This is a genomic window from Sphingomonas sp. Ell38C01, from assembly GCF_055231975.1.
This window is the reverse complement of record NZ_JBUYVA010000001.1, coordinates 3,017,491-3,041,143: the sequence shown is the minus strand read 5'-3', so window position 1 is coordinate 3,041,143 and position 23,653 is coordinate 3,017,491. Positions and strand designations below refer to the sequence as shown.

The window sequence follows — 23,653 nt, the reverse complement described above, 5'->3', positions numbered from 1 at the left end:
GCGATGGCTTTCGAAAACGTAACCACGCGGGCACGATGTTCGACACCACCCGCTTCCGCCGCGCGTTTCCCGACGACGCCATCGTCACCGACTGGCGCGCCGCCGACGGCTGGGCATTGCGCCGGATCGACTGGCCCGCGCCGTCGGGATCGGGCGCCGGGGACGTACGCGGCGCGATCCTGTTCCAGGGCGGGCGCGGGGACGTGCTGGAGAAGTATCTGGAAACACTGGCGCACTGGCATCTGCGCGGCTGGGCGGTCACCTCGTTCGACTGGCGCGGGCAGGGCGGATCGGGGCGGCTGAGCGCCAACCCCAATGTCGGGCATGCCGACAGCTTCGCCCCCTTCGTCGACGATTTGGCGCAGGTGTGGCGCGACTGGAGCGCGACCGTTTCGGGGCCGCGCGTCCTCATGGGGCACTCTATGGGCGGGCATCTCGCGCTCCAAGCGATGCTGGAGGGGGTGGTCGATCCGCAGGCGGCGGTGCTGGTCGCGCCGATGCTTGGGCTGAAGTCGCCGCTCGGCGCATGGGCAGGCGGGCATCTGGCGCGGTTCCTGCGCGATCGCGGCGACCCGGCGCGGCAGGCGTGGAAGGGGCATGAGCGCCCCGGCACGCGACTCGACCGGCAGAAGATGCTGACGGGCGACCGCTCGCGCTACGACGACGAGCAATGGTGGTATGCGCAGACGCCCGCGATCAAGCTCGGGCCGCCGAGCTGGGCGTGGCTGGCGGAGGCGTTCGCGCGGACGCAGGCGCAGCAGCACGACCCGCGCCTCGCGACGCTCGCGACACCGATCCTGATCGAGCTGGCCGAGCGCGACACGCTCGTCGATCCCGCCGCCGCGCGCGCGATCGCGGCGACGCTGCCCGCTGGCGAACTGCTCGCGTTCGGTGCCGAATCGGCGCACGAGATCCTGCGCGAGGCGGATCCTGTGCGGACCCGCGCGCTCGACGCGATCGATGCGTTTCTCGACCGGCACGCACCCGCGCTGTGAGCGAGTACGATCCGGGCGCTGGAGGCGCGTACGATCCCGGCGCTGGAGGCGCGTACGATCCAGGCGCTGGAGGCGCGCATGACATCGCGATCGTCGGCGCTGGGATCGCGGGGGCGAGTCTGGCCGCCGCGATCGGATCGCGCGCGCGCGTGCTGCTGCTCGAGGGCGAGGACATGCCCGGCTACCACGCGACCGGGCGGTCCGCGGCGTTCTGGTCCGAAACCTATGGCGGGCCTGCGATCCAGCCGCTGACGTCGGCGTCGGGCGCGGCGCTCGCGCCCTTCCTCCAGCCGCTGGGCTCGCTCCATATCGGGCGCGCGACGGATGCGCCGCTCGCCGACGCGTTCCTCGCCGAGTTCGCGGGCTCGGGCGTCGCGCTGGAGCGCGTCGATCCGCGGGCGATCGTGCCGGGGCTGCGCGACGACTGGGGCGTCGGCGTACTCGAGCCGAGCTGCGCCTATATCGACGTCGCCGCGCTGCATGCCGATTGCCTCGCGCGGGCACGGCGCGCGGGCGCGACGCTCGTCACCGCCGCGCCGCTGCGCTCGGCGGTGCGCGAGGGCGGGCGGTGGCGGATCGCGGCGGGCGGCGAGACCTATGCGGCGGACGTGCTGGTGAACGCCGCGGGCGCGTGGGTCGACGCGGTCGCTGATCTGGCGGGCGTCGCGCGGCTGGGCTTCCAGCCCTATCGCCGCACGATGGTGCAGCTGCGCAGCGATCCCCCCGCGCCCGATCACCTGCCGCACGTCGCCGCGCTCGACGGCAGCTTCTATTTCAAGCCCGAGGGCGGCGGCCGGCTATGGCTGAGCCCGCACGACGAGATCCCCGCCGACCCCGGCGACGCGCAGCCCGAGGAGCTCGACGTCGCGATCGCGATCGACCGGTTCGAACACGCGGTCGACTGGCGCGTCGCGCAGGTCGAGCGGCGCTGGGCGGGCCTGCGGACGTTCGCGCCCGACCGGCTGCCGGTCTACGGCTTCGACGCGCGTACGCCGGGCTTCTTCTGGTTCGGCGGGCAGGGCGGGTTCGGGATCCAGACCGCGCCCGCGGCGGCGGCGATCGGCGCAGGGTTGCTGTTGGGCGGGACGGTGGACGCAAGCGTCGCGGGGATCGATTTCGCGCGCTACGCGGCCGGGCGGTTCGGCGCGGGCGACTGAACGCGTTTGCCGTCTGCCCCGGCCAACCGCTTCGCAAGCCAGCGTTCCGCGTCGGCGATCGTCAGGAACACGCGCAGCCGCGGATGCACCAGCGTGCGTTCCGCCTGCAGCTTGTTGAGATGGCTGCCCACCACCACGGCGGCATGCCCGCCGGTCTGCGCCATCCCGCCGCGCATGATCGCGGCCAGCCTATCGGCGACATCGTTCGCCTGCACCGGAAAGTCGAGCGAATCGACGATCACGTTGAAGTCCGCGTCGACCGCCCGCGCCTCACGCGCGGCAGTGCCGATCGCGGCCGCCAGCATGGGCACCTCGTCGGGCGTCAGGAAGCCCTTCACCGTGATCGTGATCGCGTTCAGCCGTGGGTCGGTTCCGATCTGGAACATGCGTCGTCCTGTCTGGTGAGGGTGGTCCGGCAGAGGTGACGGGCAAGGGTGGCTACCCCCGCCGCCCCGCCAGCGTCGCGGCGTCGCTCGCCAGCTTGTCGGCGCGTTCGTTCTCGGGGTGGCCGGCATGGCCCTTCACCCATTGCCACTCGATGCGGTGCGGCTTCACCGCGGCGAGCAGCGCCTGCCAGAGTTCCGCGTTCTTCACGGGCTTCCTGTCCGCGGTCTTCCAGCCGTTCTTCTGCCAGCCCTTGATCCACTTGGTCAGGCCATCCATCACGTACCGGCTGTCGGTCATCAGCGTCACCTGGCATGGGCGCTTCAGTGCGTTGAGCGCCTCGATCGCGGCGGTCATCTCCATGCGGTTGTTCGTGGTCAGCGCCTCGCCGCCCGACAGCTCCCTCTCCGCATCGCCCATCCGCAGCACCGCGCCCCAGCCGCCGGGGCCCGGATTGCCCTTGCACGCGCCGTCGGTGAAGATCTCGACCTTCTGGAGTTCGCTCACGTAAACGCTTTCGGGTTGGCGTCGTACCAGTCGAGGCGACGAAGATAGGCGAGCGGGTCCTTGCGGACGACGAGCGCGTCGGCGGGCGTGTTGAGCCAGTCCCACGCACGCGTCAGCAGGAAGCGGAGGCACGCGCCCTTCGCGAGCACGGGCAGCGCGGCGCGCTCCGCATCGGTCAGCGCGTGCGCGGCGGCGTAGCCCGCGAGGATCGCCGTGCCGATCCCGGGGGCGAGCGCTTCGCCCTTCGCGTCGAACGTCCACGACGTGTGCATCACCGCGAGGTCGTAGGCGCGGATGTCGGTGCAGGCGAAATAGAAGTCTATGAGGCCCGTCACGCGGTCGCCCAGCATCAGGACGTTGTCAGGGAAGAGATCCGCATGGATCGCGCTGACCGGCAGGTCGCGCGGCCACGCCTGCTCGACCGCGGCGAGCGCGGCGTCGATCCGGTCGTGGAGCCCCGGCGCGATCTGGTCGAGCGAGCGGCCGCATCGGACGAACAGCGGGCGCCAGTCGTCGATGCCGAGCGAATTGGCGCGCGTCTGGGTGAAATCGGCGAGCGCGGTGTGCATTGCGCCCATCGACGCGGCGGCGGCGCGCGCCTGCGCAGGCGTGGGGTGCGACACCGACACGCCCGTCAGGAAGCGGATCAGGCACGCGGCGCGGCCCTCCAGCTGCTGGATCGCGATGCCGCCGCGGTCCTTGATCGCCGGCGGCACCGCGAGGCCCTTGGCGGCCAGGTGATCGAGCAGGGCCATGAAGAAGGGCAGGTCGTCCGCCGACACGCGCTTTTCGTAGAGCGTCAGGATGAACCGGTCCGCGGTGGTGTCGACGAGGTAGTTCGAGTTCTCGACGCCCTCCGCGATGCCCTTGGCGGAGACGAGGTCGCCGACGTCGTAGCGCCGGAGGAACGCGGACAGCGCTTCCGCCGAGACCTGGGTGTAGACTGCCACGTGCAAGAACCCCGTTCGCCCTGAGCCTGTCGAAGGGCCGTCCTTCTGCCTGGGCGCATGCCGCTTAGAAGAAACGGCAGGGCTTCGACAAGCTCAGCCCGAACGGGTCAGGGATGGTACGCCGTATCAGGGGTTCTGCCTGTTATCAGGCCGAGGTCGTCAAGCCGCCGCGTCGAGGCCCTTGGGCAGCTTGAACGCGATCGTCTCACGGGTCGTCTCCACCTCGCGCTCGGTCACGGCATAGCGCTCGCCGATCCGGGCGACGAGTTCGCGGACCAGCACTTCCGGGGCGGACGCCCCCGCGGTGATCCCCAGCGTGCCGACCCCGGCTAGGAAGCTCCAGTCGAGATCCGCGGCGCGCTGGATCAGCCGGGCGGGTACGCCCTCGCGCTCCGCCACTTCCACGAGGCGCAACGAGTTCGACGAATTGGGTGCGCCGATCACCAGCACCGCGTCGCAGCTGCCCGCGATCGCCTTCACGGCGGCCTGCCGGTTCGAGGTGGCGTAGCAGATGTCGTCCGCCTTGGGCGCGACGATCGAGGGGAACCGGCGCATCAGCACCGCCATCACCGCCGCGGTATCGTCGACCGACAGCGTCGTCTGCGTCAGGAAGGCGAGGTTGTCCGCATCGGCGGGCGCCAGGGCCTCGGCGTCGGCGGCGGTCTCGATCAGCGTGATCGTGCCGTCCGGCACCTGCCCGAACGTGCCGATCACCTCAGGGTGGCCGGCATGGCCGACGAACAGGATGTGGCGGCCCGCCGCGACGAGCCGTTCGGCCTGCCGGTGGACCTTCGAGACGAGCGGGCAGGTGGCGTCGAGATAGTCGAGCCCGCGGCTCTGCGCGTTCGCGGGCACCGACTTGGGTACGCCGTGCGCGGAAAAGACGACGGGTGCGCCGTCGGGCACCTCGTCCAGCTCCTCGACGAACACCGCGCCCTGCGCCTTCAGCGTATCGACGACGAATTTGTTGTGGACGATCTCGTGGCGGACGAAGACGGGCGCGCCGTGCTTCTCGATCGCGAGTTCGACGATGCGGATGGCGCGGTCGACGCCGGCGCAGAAGCCGCGCGGGGCGGCGATCATCAGCTCGATGACGGGCTTTTCGGACATGCGCGCGTGCTTACGCGATTGCCTGCGCGGGCGGAAGCCGGTTATGGCCCACCGTCGTCGTTCGGCTGCTTGCCGCGCGGCGCTTTGTTCGAGGACCCGCCCGTGACCCTTCGTAAAGCCGCCATTCTGCTCGTTGCCCCGCTCGTCATCGCCGGGTGCGCGAAGAGCGGCGAGATCGATCCGACCGGCGGGATCACCGCGGTGCGCTCCGCCTGCCCGGTCGTGGGCGTGCCCGCGGGCACCGGCGACGTCACGCTGTTCGATCCCGCGACCAGCCGCGACGCGACCGCGATCGACGTGGTCGCGACGATGTCCAACGTGCGCAACACCTGCGACGATACCGGCGCGGAGGTGGCGACGACGGTGACGTTCGACGTGCGCGCGCGGCGGACCCGTACGGATGCCGCCCGCGACGTGACCTTGCCCTATTTCATCACGATCGTCCGCGGCGGCAGCGCGGTGGTGGCCAAGCGCGTCGGCCGCGTCGGGCTGCACTTCGATGCGGGGCAGGCGGTCGCCGAGGTCAACGGGCAGGCGAGCGCGCAGATCCTGCGCAGCGCCGCGACGCTGCCCGACGAGGTCCGCGACACGCTGACCAAGAAGCGCAAGGCGGGCGAGCAGGACGCCGCGATGGATCCGCTCGCGCGGCCCGAAGTGCGTCAGGCGGTACTGCGCGCCAGCTTCGAGGCGCTGGTCGGGTTCCAGCTGACCGACGAGCAGCTGAAGTACAACGCGACGCGCTGACGCGCGCGTCCCGCTGTCATCTTCCCCGTCATCCCCGCGCAGGCGGGGATGACGGGGAAGATGGCGCAAACACGGTTTTCGCACCGCACCGCAGCATCCCCGATTGACTCGACTCCACCGCGCGGCCAAGGCTGACGGAGTCGATGCAGGGCAACCGGCATGGGCGCGCGGGAGAGTGCGGACGGCCTTTCAGGCTCCCTCCGCCGCCGAAGGAGCAACCACCCCGGAATCTCTCAGGCACCAGGGACCGCGCGGCTCAACGATACTCTGGAAAGCGCTCCCGCCCCATGGCGGTGGCCACCGAAGGGGTAAGCGCGGGTTCGATCGCGTGAAAGCTCTCAGGTTCCCGTGACAGAGGGGGTTCGGATCGCAGACCGGCCGTGACGGCCGGTGGCGGTACGCCCTTTCGCCACGGAGTGCTCCGCATGACCCAGACCCCGCTCCCCGCCGACGACGGTTATGTCGAACCCGAGACGCTGCCGCTGCCGCTCGATGCGTGGCATCGCGCGAAGGGCGGGCGGATGGTCGCGTTCGCGAGCTATCACATGCCCGTCCAGTACGAAGGCATCATGGCCGAGCATCTGTGGGTGCGCGAGGCGGCCGGGTTGTTCGACGTCAGCCACATGGGCCAGCTGACGATCACCGGCAACGGTGTCGAGGCGGCGCTCGAGGCGCTGCTCCCCGCCGACATTGCCGGGCTGAAGCTGAACCAGGCGCGCTATTCGCTGCTGCTCGACGATGCGGGCGGGATCCTCGACGACCTGATGCTGACGCGGCGTGCGTCGGCCGAGGAGGGCGCACGCGTCTACATGGTCGTCAACGGCGCGACCAAGTATGACGATGTCGCGCACATGGTCGGCGAACTGCCCGACGACGTGACGCTCAACCTGATGGAGGACCACGCGCTGCTCGCGTTGCAGGGGCCGAAGGCGGTCGATGCGATGGCGCGCGTGGTGCCCGGCGTCGAGGCGCTGGTCTTCATGCAGGCCGCCGCGTTCGACTGGCAGGGGCATGACCTGTGGATCAGCCGCTCGGGCTATACCGGCGAGGACGGGTTCGAGATTTCGGTGCCTGCCGAGGGGGGCGAGGCGCTGGCGGATGCGCTGTGCGCCCAGCCGGAGGTCAAGCCGATCGGCCTCGGTGCGCGCGATTCGCTGCGGCTGGAGGCTGGGCTCCCGCTCTACGGCCACGACCTCGATCCGCAGACGACGCCGGTGATGGCGGATCTGGGCTTCGCGCTGTCGAAGCGCCGGCGCGAGGCGGCAGACTTTCCCGGCGCGGCGCGGATTCTGGCGGAGCGGGCCGATGGCCCGGTCGTGAAGCGCGTCGGCCTGCTGGTCGAGGGTCGGCAGCCGGTCCGCGAGGGCGCGACCGTCGTCGATGCCGACGGCTCCGAGGTCGGTCGCGTCACCAGCGGCGGGTTCGCCCCCACCGTCGGGGCACCGATCGCGATGGCGTACGTTCCCGCCGCGATGGCGGTGCCCGGCACCGTCGTCACGCTGGCGCAGCGCGGCAAGGTCCACCGGGCGACCGTCGCCCCGATGCCCTTCGTCGCACACCGTTATTTTCGAGGAGTGAAGTAAATGAGCCGCTATTTCACCGAAGACCATGAGTGGATCGACGTCGACGGCGAGGTCGGCACCGTCGGCATCAGCGAGTATGCGCAGAGCCAGCTCGGCGACATCGTGTTCGTCGATGTGCCCGAAGAGGGTAAGCGGCTGGACAAGGGCGACGAGGCTGCGGTCGTCGAATCGGTCAAGGCCGCGTCGGACGTGTATTCGCCCGCCTCGGGCACCGTGATCGAGGGCAACGCCGCGCTCGCGGACGATTCGTCGCTGGTGAACAGCGATGCTGAAGGCGAGGGCTGGTTTTTCAAGATCACGCTCAGCGATACGTCCGAGCTGGAAGAGCTGATGGATGAGACCGCCTACGAGGCGTTCGTCGCGAAGCTGTAGGTTCTTCTCCCCCTCCCGCATGCGGGAGGGGGCCGGGGGGTGGGCTCGCGCTTACCGCCCGCGTTGCCGCCCGCGATCGGCCGGGCGCCCACCCCCCGACCCCCTCCCGCATGCGGGAGGGGGGGAGTGTTGCGAATGCGCTACCTGCCCCTTACCGATACCGATCGCGCCGCGATGCTCGCCGTCATCGGGGCCGCCTCGATCGACGACCTGTTCGTCGACGTGCCCGAAGCCGCGCGGCTCGACGGACCGATCCGCCACCTGCCGGGCCACGCCAGCGAATTGTCGGTCGAGCGCCACATGACGGCGCTGGCCCGCCGGAACATGGTCGCGGGCGAGGTGCCGTTCTTCCTCGGTTGCGGCGCGTACCGGCATCATGTGCCGGCCAGCGTCGATCACCTGATCCAGCGCGGCGAGTTCCTGACCGCCTACACGCCCTATCAGCCAGAGATCGCGCAGGGCACGCTCCAGATGCTGTTCGAGTTCCAGACGCAGGTCGCGCGGCTGCTCGGCACCGACGTCGCCAATGCGTCGATGTACGACGGATCGACCGCGTGCTGGGAAGCGATCGGCATGGCGCGGCGGATCACGAAGCGCGGCAAGGCGATCCTGTCGGGCGGACTCCATCCGCATTACGTCTCGGTCGCCAGAACGATGGCGAAATATACCGGCGACACGCTCGAGACCGCGCTGCCGGTGCTCGATGCCGCGACCGATCTCGACGCGCTGATCGCGGGCATCGACGACGAGACCTCGTGCGTCGTCGTCCAGTATCCCGACATCCTCGGCCGGATCGCGGACCTGCGCCCGCTGGCGGACGCCTGTCACGCCAGGAAGGCGCTGCTGATCGCGGTCGTCACCGAGCCGGTGGCGCTGGGCGCGATCGTCTCGCCGGGCGAAATGGACGCGGACATCGTCGTGGGCGAGGGGCAGTCGATCGGCGTCGGGCTTCAGTTCGGCGGGCCGTATGTCGGCCTGTTCGGATGCAAGGACAAATATGTCCGCCAGATGCCGGGTCGACTGTGCGGCGAGACGGTCGACGCGGACGGCAAGCGCGGCTTCGTGCTGACGCTGTCGACGCGCGAGCAGCATATCCGGCGCGAGAAGGCGACGTCGAACATCTGCACCAACTCCGGACTGTGCGCGCTGGCCTTCTCGGTCCACATGACGCTGCTCGGCGAGGCGGGGCTGCGTGCGCTGGCGGCGGCGAACCATGCCGGCGCGGTCGCGGCGGCGGAGCGGCTGGCGCAGGTGCCGGGCGTGCGCGTGGTGAACGACACGTTCTTCAACGAGTTCACGATCGACCTGGGGCGCGAGGCGCGGCCGGTCGTCCGTGCACTGGCGGATCGCGGGATACTGGCAGGCGTGTCGCTGGGGCGGCTGTACCCGGGCGAGGATGCGCTCGAGAATGGGCTCGTCGTCGCAGTGACCGAGACGACGACCGCGGACGATGTCGAGGCGCTGGCGACCGCGCTCGAGGAGATAGTGGCATGAGCATCAACGCATCCGGCTGGCGCCCGACCGCGCCCGAGCAGGGCGACGCCGTCGCCGCCACCTTCACCGGCAACAAGGCGTTGATGCTCGAGGAAAAACTGATCTTCGAGATCGGCGATACGCAGACCACCGGCGTCGAGGTCGCGGCCCCCGTCACCGCCACGTCGAAGCTCGGAAGCCTCGCCCGCACTGCGCCGATCGGCCTGCCCGGGCTGTCGGAGCCGGAGACGGTGCGCCACTATACCCGCCTCAGCCGCCAGAACTACGCGATCGACCTGGGACTGTTCCCGCTCGGATCGTGCACGATGAAGCACAATCCGCGGCTCAACGAGAAGATGGCGCGGCTGCCCGGGTTCGCGGACGTCCACCCGCTCCAGCCCGTCGACACGGTGCAGGGCGCGCTGGCGGTCATCAACGAGCTGGCCTTCTGGCTGATCGACCTGACGGGGATGCACGGCGTCGCGATGAGCCCGAAGGCCGGCGCGCACGGCGAGCTGTGCGGGATGCTGTGCATCAAGGCGGCGCTGGAGAAGCGCGGCGAGGGGCACCGCAAGGTCGTGCTCGTCCCCGAAAGCGCGCACGGCACCAATCCGGCGACCGCGGCGTTCGCGGGCTTCACCGTGGAGGATATTCCTGCCACCGCCGAGGGCCGCGTCGACACCGCCGCGCTCGAGGCACGACTTGGGCCGGACGTGGCCGCGGTGATGATTACCAATCCCAACACCTGCGGCCTGTTCGAGCGCGACTTGAAGGCGATCTCGGACGCGGTCCATGCGGCGGGCGGCTATGTCTATTGCGACGGCGCGAACTTCAACGCGATCGTCGGGCGGGTGCGTCCGGGCGACCTTGGCGTCGACGCGATGCACATCAACTTGCACAAGACCTTTTCCACCCCGCATGGTGGTGGCGGGCCGGGATCGGGGCCGGTGGTGCTGTCGGAGGCGCTGTCGCCGTTCGGCCCGTTGCCCTTCACCGCGCGGATGGCGGACGGCCACGTCCAGCTGATCGAGGAAGAGACCGCGGGCGAGGATCATCCCGACACGTTCGGGCGGATGACCGCGTTCCACGGCCAGATGGGGATGTTCACCCGCGCGCTCACCTACATTCTCAGCCACGGTGCGGACGGGTTGCGGCAGGTTGCGGAGGATGCGGTACTCAACGCCAACTACATCCTGCGCTCGCTGGAGGATACGCTCGACGCGCCGTTCGCGCATTCGGGGCCGTGCATGCACGAGGCGATCTTCTCCGATGCCGGGGTCGCGGACGGCTTCTCGACGATCGACATCGCCAAGGGACTGATCGACGAAGGCTTCCACCCGATGACGATGTACTTCCCGCTGGTCGTCCACGGCGCGATGCTGGTCGAGCCGACCGAAACCGAATCGAAGGCCGCGCTCGACGAGTTCATCGGCGCGCTGCGCTCGGTCGCGGAGCGTGCGAAGGCGGGCGACCCCGCGCTCAAGACCGCGCCGCACTTCGCGCCCAGGGCACGGCTCGACGAGACGCGCGCGGCGCGCAAGCCGGTGCTGGTGTGGAAGGATACGGTGGCGGGGTAAGGCGTCGTTCTCGTCGGCAAGGCCGGACGATATCAATACCGTCACCCCGGACTTGATCCGGGGTCCCGCTTCCTTTCGGACGGACGAAGAAAAGCGGGATCCCGGATCAAGTCCGGGGCGACGGATGAGGGAAATGCTCCGCTTCCGGCTGGACGAAGCCCTGCCCGCCCGGCAGATTGCGCCGCATGACCGCGCATTCCAGCCCGCTGCTGTCCTACCTGATCCCCGCGATCGTCATCGCGGTCGTCTTCGCGCTCCGGTGGCGGCGGATGACGCGGGTGTCGCCGCTCAAGCTGGAGCGGCTGTGGATCTTCCCCACGCTCTACGCGGTCGTCGCGGTGGCGATGTACGCGAAGTTCCCGCCGCAGGGCTGGGCGTGGGCGTTCTGCGCGCTGGCGATCGGCGCCGGTGCCTTGCTGGGATGGCAACGCGGCAAGCTGATGCGGATCACGATCGATCCCGTCACCCACGCGCTCAACCAGACCGCGTCGCCCGCCGCGATCCTGTTCCTCGTCCTGCTGGTCGCGGTGCGCACCGGCGCGCGCCAGCTGCCGCTCCACATGAATGCGATGGCGCTGACGGACATGCTGATCGCCTTCGCGCTCGGCCTGTTCGTCGCGACGCGGGTGGAGATGTATCTGCGCGGGAAGCGGATGCTGGCGACGGCGCGAAGCGTGTCGCTGGGCTAGCCCTGCAACACCGCCTGCCGCGTTTCCACCTGGCGGCGGACATGCTCGCGCCAAACGATGTACAGCCCGCTCGCGACGATCACCGGCGCGCCGATCCAGGTCGCGGGGGCGGGCAGGCGATCGAACACCAGCCAGCCGAGCAGCGTCGCCCAGATCAGCGACGTATAATCCATCGGCACCACGACCGAGACGGCACCGAGCGACAGCGACCGTGTCATCGCCAGCTGCGCGCCGCCGCCGAACAGCCCAAGCGCGAGCATGATCGCCCACACGTCCCACGCATGCGCTCGCACCGAAAGCGCCAGCGCGACCCCCAGCGGCAGCAGCGAGAGCGTCGAGAACCAGAAGACGGTCGTCAGCGGCGCTTCGGTCCGCCCGATCCGGCGGATCAGCACGGTGACGGTCGCGGTGCCCGCCGCCGCGGCCAGCCCGGTGAGCGCACCCCAGAACGGGAAATGCCCGTCGCCTGGCTGGACGACGATCAGCACGCCGGCAAAGCCCGTCAGCACCGCGGCCCAGCGCCGCCATCCCGTCGGCTCCTGCAGGAAGAGCGCGCCCAGGATCGTCGCGAAGATCGGCATCGAGAAGCCGATCGTCGTCGCCTCCGCCAGTGGCAGCACCATCAGCGTGGTGAAGGTCAGCGCCATCGCGGTCAGCCCGACGACACAGCGCACGACATGCGCGCCGAACCGCTGCGTCTTGAGCGAGGCGAAGCCCGGGCCGGTGGCGACGACGGAGGCAACGAGCAGCGTCGCGCCGAACTGGCGGAAGAACAGGATCTCGCCCAGCGCCGCGCCACGCTGCTCCGCCAGCTTGATGCCGACGTTCATCAGCGCGAACAGCGCGACCGAGGTGAGGCGCAGCGCGATGGCGGGGAGCAGGCGGTCTGTGTTGGGAGCTAAGGACACGGTCGCCCTATCCGTCATCCATCGTCCCGGCGAAAGCTTGGATTCGCCTCCTGATCTTCATCCCCGCGCAGGCGGGGATCCATCTCCCGACCTTCGTATCGACTGCGGCCGTCGAATAGGTCCAACCCGCCGGCGATGGATCCCCGCCTGCGCGGGGATGACGGGGCAAGTAGGCCCGAGGGGGTGACGGCCCCCGCACGCGGCGCTATCGACGCCCCCATGAAGCACGCACTCCCCGTCACGCGCGAGGCCGATTTCGCGGCCTGGTATCAGTCCGTCATCACCGAGGCCGACCTCGCCGAGGAATCCGGCGTGCGCGGCTGCATGGTCATCCGGCCATGGGGCTATGGAATCTGGGAGCGGATCCAGCGCCTGCTCGACGACCGGATCAAGGCGACGGGGCACGAGAACTGCTATTTCCCGCTCTTCATCCCGCTCTCCTATTTCGAGAAGGAGGCGGAGCATGTCGAGGGTTTCGCCAAGGAGATGGCGGTCGTCACCCACCACCGCCTCGTCAGCGACGGCAAGGGCGGGCTGACCCCGGATCCGACCGCGAAGCTGGAGGAGCCGCTGGTCGTGCGGCCGACATCGGAAACGGTGATCGGCACCGCGTTCGCGCGCTGGGTGCAGTCGTGGCGCGACCTGCCGGTGCTCATCAACCAGTGGGCGAACGTCGTCCGTTGGGAGATGCGCACGCGGATGTTCCTGCGCACGTCGGAGTTCCTGTGGCAGGAGGGGCATACCGCGCACGCCACCGCGGACGAGGCGCGCGAGGAGACGCTCAAGATGCTCGAGGTGTACCGCGAATTCGCGGAAAACTGCCTCGCGCTGCCCGTCGTCGCGGGCGAGAAGCCCGAGAACGAGCGCTTCCCCGGCGCGGTCGCGACCTACAGCATTGAGGCGATGATGCAGGACGGCAAGGCGCTCCAGGCGGGCACCTCGCACTTTCTTGGCACCAATTTCGCGCATGCGCAGAACATCCGGTTCCAGAACGCCGCGGGCGAGCTGGAATATGCGAACACGACCAGCTGGGGCGTGTCGACGCGGATGATCGGCGGCGTCATCATGGTCCACGGCGACGACGACGGGCTGCGCGTGCCCCCGCGCGTCGCGCCGTGGCAGGTGGTGATCGTGCCCATGCTGCGCGACCAGCCCGAGGACGCCGCGATCGTCGACTATTGCAAGGCGCTCCAGGCGGAGCTCGCCGCGCAGACCGCGCTGGGCGAGCCGGTGCGTGCGCTGCTCGACCTGAAACCCGCCAAGGCTGCGACGAAGCGCTGGGGCTGGGTGAAGAAGGGCGCGCCCGTCATCGTCGAGGTCGGCGGGCGTGACGTCGCGGGGGGCAACGTCTCGGTGATCCGCCGCGACCGGCTGTACCGCGAGGACGGCAAGCTCGACAGCACGGTGGTGCCGCGCGACGCGTTCGTCGGCGAGGTCGCGGCGACGCTCTCCGATGTCCAGCGCGTGCTGTTCGACGAGGCGCATGCGCGGCTGCGCGCGAACATCGCGCCGGTCGAGGACTGGGCGGGGGTCGAGGCGGCGTTCGCCGACGGGCGGAGGAATCCCGGCTGGGTCGACGTGCGCTGGTCGAAGCCGACCGGTGCTGCACTCGACGCGGTGGTCGAGCGGCTGAAGGCGCTGAAGCTCACGATCCGCAACGCGCCGATGGGGCAGTCGCACACCGATGCGGGCGCGTGCGTCTTCACCGGCGCGCCCGCGGTCGAGCGGGTGCTGATCGGGCGGAGCTACTGATGGCGATCTGGCATGGCGGATCGCTCGACCTGACCGCGCTGACCGCGCTCGGCGAGGGATCGATGCCGGGGCTGCTGGGCATCGTCTTCACCGATGTCGGCGACGACTGGCTTTCCGCGTCGATGCCGGTCGATCACCGGACGAAGCAGCCGTTCGGGCGGCTCCACGGCGGCGCGTCGGTGGTGCTGGCGGAGACGGTCGCGTCGGTCGGCGGCGGGATGACGGTCGATCCCGCGGCCAAGGCGGTCGTCGGCATGGAGATCAACGCGAATCACATCCGCGCGGCGACCGGCGGCCACGTCCATGCGGTCGCGAAGGCCGAGTCGGTCGGGCGCACGACGCAGGTGTGGACGATCCGCATCACCGACGATGCGGGCAAGCTGGTCTGCCTGTCGCGGATCACGCTCGCGGTGATCGCACGAGGCTGATTCTCGTCACCCCCGGCGAAAGCTGGGAACTCTATCGGTATCGCGGCGCCCCGGCCGCAAGAGACTCCAGCGTTCGCTGGGCTTACAATAGGCGCTTCGGATCGACGACGACATGCCGGATGCGCCGACGGTCCCACGTGTAGGTCACATGGACCAGCCCGTCGCGCGTCTGGATCACCGCGGGATAGGCATAGCCGTCGGGCACCGGCCTGCTCTCCAGCGTCAGCACATGGCGCCAGCGCACGCCATCGTCGGAGAGTGCGATGTCGAGCGGCCAGCGCGGGCCGTCGCCGGGGCGGTCCGCGAAATGCGCGGCGTGGTTGTAGACGATCAGCTGGCGTCCGTCCTTCAGCGTCACCGCATCGGTGCCGGCATTGGGATTGGGCAGGTCGATCGCGGCGAGCGGCGACCACGTCACCCCCGAATCGCGCGACCAGGTCGCCGCCAGCGCGCCCTGCCGCGTGCGCGCGACCATCTCCAGCCGCCCGTCGCGGTGGAACAGGATGCTCGGCTGGATCGCCTCGATATGCATCGGCGAGGCGATCGGCGCGCCGACCGTCCACGTCCGCCCGCGATCGGTGCTGCGCTCCACGCGGAGCGACCAGATATTGTTCTCGGCGCTGACTTCCTCGCGGCTCGACGGGGCCAGCCATGCGCCATCGGCGGCGACGACGGGCTTGTTCTTGATCGGGCCGAGCACGCCGGCCGGGAGTCGCTCGGGCCGGCTCCACGTCCGCCCGCCATCGGCGCTGGCGATCGCCATGCCCCACCAGTCGCGGGGGGAGGGGCCAACCTTGTAGAACAGCCGCAGGTCACCGCCCGGCGGCTGGAACAGTACCGGGTTCCACGTCGGATAGCGCGTGCCGCCAGGCATTACCCCGTCCGCGACCCGGGCGGGCGGCGACCAGCCGCTACGCGTGCGCCGCGCGAACCAGATCGACACGTCGGGCCGGCTCTCGCCCGTCCCCCCGAACCACGCGGCGGCGAGCGTGCCGTCGGGCAGCTCGACGATCGTCGAGGCATGCGCCTGCGGATAGGGGGCGTCGGCGTAGACGAATTCGGAGGATAGGATCGGTGAGCGCTCAGCCGCCTCGGCCTGCGCCATCACCGCGACCAGCGCGCACAGGCCCGCCGTCAATCCGCCCCGACCCATCTTCGCCCCCTTTGATATCCGTGGTCGCCTGTCGCGGGGGACGCCGTGCGGGTCAATCCGCAGCGTCGCACCAGGCTGCGACCCGCGCGCGCGCCGCCGCGTCGAGGTGGAGCCCGATCTTCGAGCGGCGATCGAGCATGTCGTCCGCCGACCGCGCCCATTCCTTGTCGCGCATCCAGCGCGCCTCGATCTCGGTCAGCCCGCCGCCAAGGTCGGCACCCATCCCGCCCTCGTCGGTCACGCCCGCCAGCATCTCGCCGAGCAGCGCGCCATAGGCGTGCGCCATCCGCGCCGACCGCGCCTCGCCCAGGAACGACCAGGTCGCGCGCACCTGCGCGAGGTACGTATCGAACCCCGCGATCGCGCCGCCAGGGAACACGCGCGCGCGGGTCACCGGATGCGCATCGATGCCGAGGGCGGGGGCGAGCTTGCCCATCGCCTCCTCCGCCAAATGGCGCGCGGTCGTGATCTTGCCGCCGAAGACGCTCAGCAGCGCGGGGCCGTTGGTATCGAGCTCCAGCACATAGTCGCGCGTCACCGCCCGCGCCTCGCTCGCGCCGTCGTCGTAGAGCGGGCGGACGCCGCTCCAGGTCGAGGTGACGTCGGCGGGCGCGATCTGCGCCTTGAAGTGCCGGTTCGCAGCCTCGCACAAATAGGCGATCTCGTCCGCGCTGATCCGCGCATCCTCGGGCGCGTCGACGGGGACGTCGGTGGTGCCGATCTCGGTCTGCCCATGATAGGGGATGGCGAAGACGATGCGGCGGTCGGGCTGTTGCAGGATATAGGCGTGGTCGCCCTCGAACAGCTTCGGCACGACGATATGGCTGCCCTTGACCAGCCGCACGCCCGCGCCCGCATTGACGCCCAGCATCCCGAGCGTCTGCGCTACCCAAGGCCCGCCCGCGTTGACGATCGCACGCGTGCGCACCTGTTCGCCGCCCGCAAGCGTCGCCAGCCAGCTGTCGCCGTCGCGCCGCGCGCCGGTGAAGGCGGTGCGGGTGCGAATCGTCGCGCCGCCCGCCGCCGCGTCGACCGCGTTCAGCACCGTCAGCCGCGAATCGTCGACAAACGCATCCGAATAGACGAACCCGCGCCCGTCGCCCTTCAGCGGCGCAGTATAGGCGGCATCCGTCTTGCGCAGCCCGCGCGAGCGCTTGAGCGTCATCCGCCCTCCGAGAAAGTCGTAGAGATACAGCCCGAGCCGCACGAGCCACCACGGCCGCACCGCATTCTCGTGCGGCAGCACGAAGCGCATCGGGCGGATGATGTGCGGCGCGGCCTTCACCAGCCGCTCGCGCTCCTTCAACGCCTCGCGGACGAGCGCGAAATCGTAATATTCCAGATAGCGGATGCCGCCATGGATCAGCTTCGACGACGCGGACGAGGTGTGGCTGGCGAGGTCGTCGCGCTCGACCAGCAGCACCCGCTTCCCCAGCAGCGCGGCTTCGCGCGCGATCGCGCAGCCGTTGATGCCGCCACCGATGACCAGAAGGTCGTATGTCAACGTTGTCATGGCATCCAGTCTTAACGGGTGACGATAGGCCTAGGAAACCCTATCTCGACATAATGCGAAAACCCAAGGTCGGGCTCCCGACGCGCCAGCAGATCCTCGATTTCATCGCGTCGTCCGCGGACCCGGCGGGCAAGCGCGAGATCGCGCGCGCCTTCGGCCTGACCGCGCAGGAAAAGATCGCGCTCAAGGCGCTGCTCAAGGACATGGGCGACGAGGGACTGATCGACAGCGCCCCCGGCCGCGCCTTCCATGCGATGGGCGGCCTGCCCAAGGTGACCGTGATCCGCGTCGCGGACGTCGACGACGGCGGCAACATCTGGGCGGTGCCCGAACGGTGGGACAGCGACGCGCCGGTCCCGCGGATCCGCGTGCGCGAGCGCAAGCGCGGCTCGCTCGGCGTCGGTGCGCGCGTGCTGGCGCGGACCGAGGAGGCGGGCAGCGGCTGGATCGCGCACCCGATGAAGGTGCTTCCCGCTTCGTCGGAGCAGATCATCGGCGTGCTGCGGCAGGAGGGGGATCGCCTCTGGCTGCAAGGCGTCGACAAGAAGGAGCGGCGCGACTATCTCGTCTCGGACGCGGGCGACGCCGAGGCGGGCGACCTGGTGCTCGCGGAGAAGGCCGGGCGGCCGCCGCGGATCACCGCCAAGGTGGTCGAGCGGCTGGGCGATCCGTTCGCGCCACGCAGTTTCTCGCTGATCGCGATCCACAAGCATGAGATTCCGCACGTGTTCGCGGCGGAGGCGCTGGAGGAAGCGGAGCGGGTCGCGCGCCTGCCGCTGGGTGACGCACGCGAGGACCTTCGCCACCTGCCGATCGTCGCGATCGACCCTGCGGACGCGCGCGACCATGACGACGCGGTCTGGGCCGCGCCCGACGACGATCCCGCCAATCCGGGCGGATGGAAGGCGCTGGTCGCGATCGCGGACGTGTCGTTCTACGTGCGCCCGGGTTCGGAGATCGATCGCGAGGCGCGGCGGCGGGGGAACTCGGTGTATTTCCCCGATCGCGTGGTGCCGATGCTGCCAGAGATCCTGTCTGCGGATGTGTGTTCGCTGAAAGAGGGCGAGGATCGCGCGGCGTTGGTGTGCCATCTCCAGGTGGAGAAGGGCGGCGCGCTCAAGACGTGGCGCTTCACCCGCGCGGTCGTGCGGATCGCGGCGAACATCGCGTACGAGGATGCGCAGGCGGCGATCGACGCGGCGACGTCACCCCGGCGAACGCCGGGGTCGCCCACCGAGAGCGAGCCCCCCGTGGCGGAAGATCCCGGCTTTCGCTGGGATGACGGTCTGGTCGAAACCGCGCTCCGTCCCCTCTGGGACTGCTGGCGCGCCCTCGGCAAGGCGCGCGACACGCGCCAGCCGCTCGAGCTCGACTTGCCTGAACGGCGCGTCGTGCTCGACGAGAAGGGCCGGATCATGTCGGTCGCGCCGCGCGAGCGGCTCGATTCGATGCGGCTGATCGAGGATTACATGATCGCCGCCAACGTCGCCGCCGCCAAGGCGCTGGAGGCGAAGAAGGCGCCGTGCATGTACCGCGTCCACGAACCGCCCAGCCGCGAGAAGCTGGTCGCGCTCAAGGACTATCTCGAGACGTTCGGGGTGAAGTTCGCGCTGGGGCAGGTCGTCACGCCGCAGACGTTCAATCACATCCTCGACCGCGTCGGAGACGCCGATTTCCGTCCGCAGGTGATGGAGCAGGTGCTGCGAACGCAGACCCAGGCCTATTACGCACCGCTCAACCACGGGCATTTCGGGCTGGGGCTCGGCAGCTATGGCCACTTCACCTCGCCGATCCGCCGCTATGCCGATCTGGTCGTCCACCGCGCGCTGGTCGCGGCCTACGGGCTGGGGGAGGGCGGTCTCGCGCCCGAGCCGGCGGAGATGGAACGGATCGGCGAGAGCATCAGCAAGCTCGAACGTCGCGCGATGGAGGCGGAGCGCGACACGATCGATCGCTATGTCGCCGCGTTCCTGGCGGAGCGGACCGGTGAGATCGTCGACGTGCGCATCACCGGCGTCACCAATTTCGGCTTCTTCGCCACCGTCGAGGGGATCGGCGGCGATGGGCTGATGCCGGTGCGCGATCTGGGCGGCGAGTATTTCAAGTTCGACGAGGGCGCGCGCACGCTGACCGGCGAGCATAGCGGCGAACAATATGCACTGGGGATGACGCTCAAGCTGCGGCTGGCGGAGGCGAACCCGGTGTCGGGCGCGCTGCGCTTCGAGATGCCGGAGGGCAAATACGCGGCCGGGGGCGAAACCCGAAAGGCGCCGCGCGTCATCAAGCATCGCGGGCGGCCCGCGAACATCCGCCATCAGGGGAAGAAGCGGCGATGAACGTCGAAACCATGACCGATGCAGAGATCGCGCTGCGCCCGCACCGGGTCCGCGGCGTCGTCGCGCCCGCGCTGCTGGAAGCGCGCGCGATCACGGAAGGGGAGGCGACGCGCTACGTCCCCGCCACGCCCAATGCGATCCGCGAGCTGGAGCGACTGCGCGCCGACGGAATCGTCCGCACGACGACCGACGGGCGCATCTGGTACGACCTGCGGCGGCATTATGCGGTCGCTGCGCAGCGCCGGGCGCGGCGGGTGCCGATCGTGATCGTCGTGTGCGTGATCGTGGCGGTGCTGGTGACGTTCCTGTATCAGGGCTGAAAGAGGAGTCCGCATCCATGTCCGGAGCCGCCATAGCCGTCCTCGTCGCCCGCGCCCGCGCGCGCATCATCGACCATTTCGTCGAGGCCGGCGCCACGTCCGCGCCCAAGGCGATCGCGTTCACCCCGCGCGACCACCGGATCGACCGCCGCATGTTCGCGCGGATGCTCGCGTTCGGCGCGGTGCGCGAGATCGAGAAGGGGCCGGGGAAGGGCACCTACTGGCTCGACGAGAAGCGCGTCGTCGACTTCCGCAAGGAGTCGCTAGCGCGGGTGCTGGGGATCCTTGCGATCGCGGGGTTCGCCGCGGCGGGCGCGATCGCGTTCGGGGGGTAGCTTCCACTTTTCGTCACCCCGGACTTGATCCGGGGTCCCGCTTCTTCTCGACGCCGGCGCAAAAGCGGGACCCCGGGTCAAGCCCGGGGTGACGGGGGGAAGCGAATTCACCCCACCGTAAACGTCAGCCCGGCCTTCGCCACCAGCCGCTCGCGCAACTGCGGGCCCATCAGCGCCCCCGGCGTCCAGATTCCGCCGTCGCCATCCACGTCCTGCACCAGGCACAGCGCGCTTTCCGCGAGCATCTTGGAGGTCGAGCCGTAGCCGGGATCGCGATCCCCGGTCACGACCGCGTCGATCCGCGTGCCGTCGGGCATCAGCCCCGCGAACAGCAGGTCGTAATGGCCCGCGTCGCGCTCTTCCTTCGACGGGCCCTCGCCGGGCTTCGGCCCCTTGTCGCCCGTGAGCGGGTTGAGCCTGGCGAGCGCCTCCGCCGCGGCGCGCCCGATGTCGCCGAGCCCGGCGACGACCATCTCGTCATAGACGAAGTCCGCGCCGTACCGCGCGCCGAGCAGGTGATTGGTACGGTGGACGTTCTTGGTGTTGATCGGCGCCATGATGAACGGTGCGACCCACGCCCCGATCGTCGAGTCGTACTCGGGGATCATCCCCATCGGCTGGTGCGGCCCGGTGAACCCCGGCGTCAGGGCGAACGGGCTGGTCAGCAGCTTGACGAGCGACGGATCGCGCGCCGCGGCGGCCAGCGTCGCCTTCAGGCTGGCGGCGGTCCCGCCTGAGAACCCGCCCTTCATCGTGCGCACCCGGCCTTTCACGCGCGGGCAGGGCACGCCGAACCGCGCGATCGCCGCCTCCTGCAACGTCAGCACGCCGAGGTCGAACGGGATCGAATCGAACCCGCAGCTGAAGACGATCCGCGCCCCGCTCGCCTTCGCCGCGCCCTCGTGCGCGTCGATCATCTGGCGCATCCAGGCAGGCTCGCCGCACAGGTCGACATAGCCGGTGCCGGTCGCCGCGCACGCGGCGACCAGGTCGCTGCCGTAGAGCTGGTATGGCCCCACCGTCGAGATCACGACGGTCGCGCGCTCGCACATCGTTCGCAGGCTCGCGGGATCGTCGGCGTCGGCGGTGACGAGTGGCACCTCGGCGGCGATTCCCATCGCGGCGCGAACCTCCTCCAGCTTCGACAGCGAGCGCCCCGCCATCGCCCCAGTCACCCCGGACGGATAGGTCGCGCCGAGATACTCCGCGACGAGCCGCCCGGTGAAGCCGGTCGCGCCATAGACGATGATGTCGAACTCGCGGGCCATGGGCGCTCTCCTCGTGTTTTGCGGGAGCCTAGCGCGGGGAAGGGAAACCGCCAAACCCTCCGTCATCCCTGCGCGCCCCGTTATCCCCGCGAAGGCGGGGATCCAGCTCTCACGGTTCGGTCACACGATCACGGCTGCGATCATCTGTACGGCAGGGGCTGGATCCCCGCCTTCTCGGGGATGACGGGTAGGACTGATGGACGTCAGGCGTCGTGGAACTGCAACCCCGCCAGCCGCGCGTACAGCCCGCCGGCCGCCATCAGCGTCGCATGCGTTCCCTGTTCGGCGATGCGACCCTGATCCATCACCACGATCCGCCCCGCCGCGCGGACGGTGGCGAGGCGGTGCGCGATGACGAGCGTGGTGCGTCCCGTCATCAGTCGCTCCAGCGCCTGCTGCACCAGCTGCTCGCTCTCCGCGTCGAGTGCGCTGGTCGCCTCGTCGAGCAGCAGGACGGGGGCGTCGCGCAGCAGTGCGCGCGCGATCGCGACGCGCTGGCGCTGCCCGCCCGACAGCCGCGCGCCCCCCTCGCCCAGATAGGTGTCGAGCCCGTCGGGCAGCGCGCGCAGGAAGGTCGCGGCATTGGCGGCTTCGGCTGCTGCCCACAAGTCGTCGTCATGCGCGTCCCACCGACCGTAACGCAGGTTGTCGCGCGCCGAGGCGCCGAAGATCACCGTATCCTGCGGCACCATCGCGATCCGCGCGCGCACCTCGGCCGGGTCCGCGCTGCGCAGGTCGACGCCGTCCATCGTCACGCGCCCGGCATCGGGATCGTAGAAGCGCTGGATCAGCTGGAACAGCGTCGTCTTGCCCGCACCCGACGGGCCGACGACCGCGACCGTCTCGCCCGGCGCGATCGACAGGTCGAAATCGTGGAGCGCGGCGACGTCGCGGCGGGTGGGATAGCGGAACTCGACCCCCTCGAACGCCAGCGCGCCGACCGCGGGTACGGGCAGAGCGGCGGCGCGCGCAGGCGCGGTGATCTCAGGCCGCTCGGCGAGCAGCTCCGCCAGCCGGCCCGCCGCGCCCGCGCCGCGGAGCAGGTCGCCATACACCTCGGTCAGCGATCCCGCCGCGCCCGCGACGATCCCGCCGGTCAGCACGAACGCCGCGATCGATCCGCCGCTGATCCTCCCCGCGGCGACGTCGATCGCGCCCTCCCACAGCACCAGCGTGATCGATCCGAAGACGAGGCCGATGACGATCGCGGTCATGATCGCGCGCAGCGCGATGCGGCGGCGCGCCGCGGCCATCGTCGCCTCGACCGCGCCGGCGAAGCGCTCGCCCTCGCGGCGTTCCTGCCCGAACGCCTGGACGATCTTCATCGCGCCCAGCGTTTCGGTCGCGATCGATCCGACATCGGCGATCCGGTCCTGCGAGGTGCGCGAATGCTGGCGGACGCGCCGTCCCAGCAGCGCGATCGGCAGGATGATCGCGGGGATGCCCAGCGTCAGCATCCCCGCCAGCTTGGGCGAGATCACGAAGAGATAGATCAGCCCGCCCACCGTCGTCAGCAGGCTGCGCAGCGCGACCGACACGGTCGAGCCCACCACCGTCTCGATCTGCGTCGTGTCCGACGTCAGCCGCGAGGCGATTTCGGACGGGCGGTTCTCCTCGAAGAAACGCGGGGTAAGCGTCATCAGGTGGCGCTGGACGCTGGTGCGGATGTCCGCGACGACCCGCTCGCCCAGCCATGAGACGAAGTAGAACCGCACCGCGGTGCCCAGCGCCAGTACGACGACGATCATCAGCATGTAGTGGAACGACGAGGCCACCGATCCCGCCGCGTCGCCGCCGCCCCCGGAGATCCCGCCGGTGAAGCCGCGATCGATCACGCGCTTGAAGCTGTAGGGGATCGCGATCGTCGCTGCGGACGTGACCGCGAGCGCGCTCCAAGCCGCGGCGATCTGCCACGGGTAGCGGCGCGCATGTCGCCAGACGAGCGCGAGGCTGCCAAGCTTGCGCGCGGGGGGCGTTTCCGGCTCGCCGGATACGGATGGGATCGAAACGGAAGCGGCCATGTCCGCGCCGCGTAGCAGCGCTGCGGGCGGCGCTCAACGGCGCGCGGGAAACCTGGGGTACGGGGCGTGCCCAAGCTC

22 protein-coding genes and 1 riboswitch are annotated in these 23,653 nt (G+C 70.1%); of the genes, 13 read left to right on the top strand and 9 right to left on the bottom strand.

Features of this window, described 5'->3' with window-relative positions; all coding sequences use genetic code 11:
• Positions 1 to 35 precede the first annotated feature (35 nt).
• Positions 36 to 995 (top strand): alpha/beta fold hydrolase, encoded by a 960-nt coding sequence (locus tag ACV7NO_RS14445; protein ID WP_463406661.1) that lies wholly within the window; start codon positions 36 to 38, stop codon positions 993 to 995.
• Positions 996 to 1,078: 83 nt separating this feature from the next.
• Positions 1,079 to 2,152, top strand: a complete 1,074-nt coding sequence (locus ACV7NO_RS14440; protein WP_463407364.1) for an NAD(P)/FAD-dependent oxidoreductase — start codon at positions 1,079 to 1,081, stop codon at positions 2,150 to 2,152.
• On the opposite strand, the gene ACV7NO_RS14435 is transcribed toward ACV7NO_RS14440, so the two are convergent.
• The 4 genes from ACV7NO_RS14435 to ispH form a co-directional block, all read right to left on the bottom strand.
• Complete coding sequence (locus ACV7NO_RS14435; RefSeq protein ID WP_463406660.1) at positions 2,119 to 2,538, bottom strand: hypothetical protein; 420 nt, start codon at positions 2,536 to 2,538, stop codon at positions 2,119 to 2,121. The genes ACV7NO_RS14440 and ACV7NO_RS14435 overlap by 34 nt on opposite strands.
• 52 nt (positions 2,539 to 2,590) lie before the next feature.
• Complete coding sequence (gene rnhA / locus ACV7NO_RS14430; protein ID WP_463406659.1) at positions 2,591 to 3,043, bottom strand: ribonuclease HI; 453 nt, start codon at positions 3,041 to 3,043, stop codon at positions 2,591 to 2,593.
• Positions 3,040 to 3,993, bottom strand: a complete 954-nt coding sequence (gene thrB, locus ACV7NO_RS14425; protein ID WP_463406658.1) for a homoserine kinase — start codon at positions 3,991 to 3,993, stop codon at positions 3,040 to 3,042. The genes rnhA and thrB overlap by 4 nt, the downstream gene beginning before the upstream one ends.
• A 159-nt stretch (positions 3,994 to 4,152) precedes the next feature.
• Positions 4,153 to 5,103 (bottom strand): 4-hydroxy-3-methylbut-2-enyl diphosphate reductase, encoded by a 951-nt coding sequence (gene ispH, locus ACV7NO_RS14420; protein WP_463406657.1) that lies wholly within the window; start codon positions 5,101 to 5,103, stop codon positions 4,153 to 4,155.
• A gap of 102 nt (positions 5,104 to 5,205) precedes the next feature.
• On the opposite strand from ispH, the gene ACV7NO_RS14415 reads away from it, so the two are divergent.
• The 6 genes from ACV7NO_RS14415 to ACV7NO_RS14390 all read left to right on the top strand — a co-directional run bounded on the left by ACV7NO_RS14415 (position 5,206) and on the right by ACV7NO_RS14390 (position 11,541).
• Complete coding sequence (locus ACV7NO_RS14415; protein WP_463406656.1) at positions 5,206 to 5,847, top strand: hypothetical protein; 642 nt, start codon at positions 5,206 to 5,208, stop codon at positions 5,845 to 5,847.
• A gap of 158 nt (positions 5,848 to 6,005) precedes the next feature.
• Positions 6,006 to 6,107: riboswitch (glycine riboswitch) on the top strand.
• 165 nt (positions 6,108 to 6,272) lie between these two features.
• Positions 6,273 to 7,430, top strand: coding sequence for a glycine cleavage system aminomethyltransferase GcvT (gene gcvT, locus ACV7NO_RS14410; RefSeq protein WP_463406655.1), 1,158 nt, complete (start codon positions 6,273 to 6,275; stop codon positions 7,428 to 7,430).
• Complete coding sequence (gcvH, locus tag ACV7NO_RS14405) at positions 7,431 to 7,802, top strand: glycine cleavage system protein GcvH (protein WP_463406654.1); 372 nt, start codon at positions 7,431 to 7,433, stop codon at positions 7,800 to 7,802.
• A 135-nt stretch (positions 7,803 to 7,937) separates the two neighbouring features.
• Positions 7,938 to 9,296, top strand: a complete 1,359-nt coding sequence (gcvPA, locus tag ACV7NO_RS14400; RefSeq protein WP_463406653.1) for an aminomethyl-transferring glycine dehydrogenase subunit GcvPA — start codon at positions 7,938 to 7,940, stop codon at positions 9,294 to 9,296.
• Entirely contained in the window at positions 9,293 to 10,852 is a 1,560-nt protein-coding gene (gene gcvPB / locus ACV7NO_RS14395) for an aminomethyl-transferring glycine dehydrogenase subunit GcvPB (protein WP_463406652.1), read from the top strand. The genes gcvPA and gcvPB overlap by 4 nt, the downstream gene beginning before the upstream one ends.
• A 185-nt stretch (positions 10,853 to 11,037) precedes the next feature.
• Positions 11,038 to 11,541 carry a CcdC protein domain-containing protein gene (locus ACV7NO_RS14390; protein ID WP_463406651.1) on the top strand — a complete coding sequence of 168 codons (504 nt, stop codon included), beginning with the start codon at positions 11,038 to 11,040 and terminating at the stop codon, positions 11,539 to 11,541.
• Here the strand turns inward: ACV7NO_RS14390 and ACV7NO_RS14385 are convergent.
• Positions 11,538 to 12,467: a DMT family transporter gene (locus ACV7NO_RS14385; protein ID WP_463406650.1), complete on the bottom strand. Its 930-nt coding sequence runs from the start codon at positions 12,465 to 12,467 to the stop codon at positions 11,538 to 11,540. The genes ACV7NO_RS14390 and ACV7NO_RS14385 overlap by 4 nt on opposite strands.
• A gap of 201 nt (positions 12,468 to 12,668) precedes the next feature.
• On the opposite strand from ACV7NO_RS14385, the gene proS reads away from it, so the two are divergent.
• Together proS and ACV7NO_RS14375 are read left to right on the top strand one after the other, a co-directional pair.
• On the top strand, positions 12,669 to 14,201 hold the full coding sequence (gene proS / locus ACV7NO_RS14380; protein WP_463406649.1) for a proline--tRNA ligase: 1,533 nt from the start codon (positions 12,669 to 12,671) through the stop codon (positions 14,199 to 14,201).
• Positions 14,201 to 14,629, top strand: a complete 429-nt coding sequence (locus ACV7NO_RS14375) for a hotdog fold thioesterase (RefSeq protein ID WP_463406648.1) — start codon at positions 14,201 to 14,203, stop codon at positions 14,627 to 14,629. Before proS ends, ACV7NO_RS14375 begins: the two co-directional genes overlap by 1 nt.
• A gap of 82 nt (positions 14,630 to 14,711) precedes the next feature.
• On the opposite strand, the gene ACV7NO_RS14370 is transcribed toward ACV7NO_RS14375, so the two are convergent.
• Complete coding sequence (locus ACV7NO_RS14370) at positions 14,712 to 15,782, bottom strand: sialidase family protein (protein WP_463406647.1); 1,071 nt, start codon at positions 15,780 to 15,782, stop codon at positions 14,712 to 14,714.
• 52 nt (positions 15,783 to 15,834) lie between these two features.
• Positions 15,835 to 17,295 carry a glycerol-3-phosphate dehydrogenase gene (gene glpD, locus ACV7NO_RS14365; RefSeq protein ID WP_463406646.1) on the bottom strand — a complete coding sequence of 487 codons (1,461 nt, stop codon included), beginning with the start codon at positions 17,293 to 17,295 and terminating at the stop codon, positions 15,835 to 15,837.
• 53 nt (positions 17,296 to 17,348) lie between these two features.
• Between glpD and ACV7NO_RS14360 the strand changes: the two genes are divergently transcribed.
• From ACV7NO_RS14360 to ACV7NO_RS14350, 3 genes are read left to right on the top strand one after another with little or no spacing between them, the layout of a single operon-like run.
• Positions 17,349 to 19,631, top strand: a complete 2,283-nt coding sequence (locus ACV7NO_RS14360; RefSeq protein ID WP_463406645.1) for a ribonuclease R family protein — start codon at positions 17,349 to 17,351, stop codon at positions 19,629 to 19,631.
• Positions 19,628 to 19,951: a hypothetical protein gene (locus ACV7NO_RS14355; RefSeq protein ID WP_463406644.1), complete on the top strand. Its 324-nt coding sequence runs from the start codon at positions 19,628 to 19,630 to the stop codon at positions 19,949 to 19,951. The genes ACV7NO_RS14360 and ACV7NO_RS14355 overlap by 4 nt, the downstream gene beginning before the upstream one ends.
• 17 nt (positions 19,952 to 19,968) lie before the next feature.
• The gene (locus ACV7NO_RS14350) at positions 19,969 to 20,286 is read left to right on the top strand and encodes a hypothetical protein (protein ID WP_463406643.1); all 318 of its coding nucleotides are present in this window, start codon (positions 19,969 to 19,971) and stop codon (positions 20,284 to 20,286) included.
• A 107-nt stretch (positions 20,287 to 20,393) separates the two neighbouring features.
• On the opposite strand, the gene ACV7NO_RS14345 is transcribed toward ACV7NO_RS14350, so the two are convergent.
• On the bottom strand, positions 20,394 to 21,554 hold the full coding sequence (locus ACV7NO_RS14345; RefSeq protein ID WP_463406642.1) for a saccharopine dehydrogenase family protein: 1,161 nt from the start codon (positions 21,552 to 21,554) through the stop codon (positions 20,394 to 20,396).
• A 203-nt stretch (positions 21,555 to 21,757) separates the two neighbouring features.
• On the bottom strand, positions 21,758 to 23,575 hold the full coding sequence (locus tag ACV7NO_RS14340; protein ID WP_463406641.1) for an ABC transporter transmembrane domain-containing protein: 1,818 nt from the start codon (positions 23,573 to 23,575) through the stop codon (positions 21,758 to 21,760).
• Between the last annotated feature and the right edge of the window lie 78 nt (positions 23,576 to 23,653).

Excerpts from the sequence above, each read along its gene's own strand:
- ACV7NO_RS14445 (WP_463406661.1), top strand. The coding sequence starts at position 36 with ATGTTCGACACCACCCGCTTCCGCCGCGCGTTTCCCGACGACGCCATC.
- ACV7NO_RS14385 (WP_463406650.1), bottom strand. The coding sequence starts at position 12,467 with ATGACGGATAGGGCGACCGTGTCCTTAGCTCCCAACACAGACCGCCTG.
- gcvPB (WP_463406652.1), top strand. The coding sequence starts at position 9,293 with ATGAGCATCAACGCATCCGGCTGGCGCCCGACCGCGCCCGAGCAGGGC.
- ACV7NO_RS14370 (WP_463406647.1), bottom strand. The coding sequence starts at position 15,782 with ATGGGTCGGGGCGGATTGACGGCGGGCCTGTGCGCGCTGGTCGCGGTG.
- glpD (WP_463406646.1), bottom strand. The coding sequence starts at position 17,295 with ATGACAACGTTGACATACGACCTTCTGGTCATCGGTGGCGGCATCAAC.
- ACV7NO_RS14435 (WP_463406660.1), bottom strand. The coding sequence starts at position 2,538 with ATGTTCCAGATCGGAACCGACCCACGGCTGAACGCGATCACGATCACG.
- ACV7NO_RS14390 (WP_463406651.1), top strand. The coding sequence starts at position 11,038 with ATGACCGCGCATTCCAGCCCGCTGCTGTCCTACCTGATCCCCGCGATC.
- proS (WP_463406649.1), top strand. The coding sequence starts at position 12,669 with ATGAAGCACGCACTCCCCGTCACGCGCGAGGCCGATTTCGCGGCCTGG.
- ACV7NO_RS14350 (WP_463406643.1), top strand. The coding sequence starts at position 19,969 with ATGTCCGGAGCCGCCATAGCCGTCCTCGTCGCCCGCGCCCGCGCGCGC.
- gcvH (WP_463406654.1), top strand. The coding sequence starts at position 7,431 with ATGAGCCGCTATTTCACCGAAGACCATGAGTGGATCGACGTCGACGGC.
- ACV7NO_RS14345 (WP_463406642.1), bottom strand. The coding sequence starts at position 21,554 with ATGGCCCGCGAGTTCGACATCATCGTCTATGGCGCGACCGGCTTCACC.
- gcvT (WP_463406655.1), top strand. The coding sequence starts at position 6,273 with ATGACCCAGACCCCGCTCCCCGCCGACGACGGTTATGTCGAACCCGAG.
- ACV7NO_RS14355 (WP_463406644.1), top strand. The coding sequence starts at position 19,628 with ATGAACGTCGAAACCATGACCGATGCAGAGATCGCGCTGCGCCCGCAC.
- ACV7NO_RS14340 (WP_463406641.1), bottom strand. The coding sequence starts at position 23,575 with ATGGCCGCTTCCGTTTCGATCCCATCCGTATCCGGCGAGCCGGAAACG.
- ispH (WP_463406657.1), bottom strand. The coding sequence starts at position 5,103 with ATGTCCGAAAAGCCCGTCATCGAGCTGATGATCGCCGCCCCGCGCGGC.
- ACV7NO_RS14375 (WP_463406648.1), top strand. The coding sequence starts at position 14,201 with ATGGCGATCTGGCATGGCGGATCGCTCGACCTGACCGCGCTGACCGCG.
- gcvPA (WP_463406653.1), top strand. The coding sequence starts at position 7,938 with ATGCGCTACCTGCCCCTTACCGATACCGATCGCGCCGCGATGCTCGCC.
- ACV7NO_RS14360 (WP_463406645.1), top strand. The coding sequence starts at position 17,349 with ATGCGAAAACCCAAGGTCGGGCTCCCGACGCGCCAGCAGATCCTCGAT.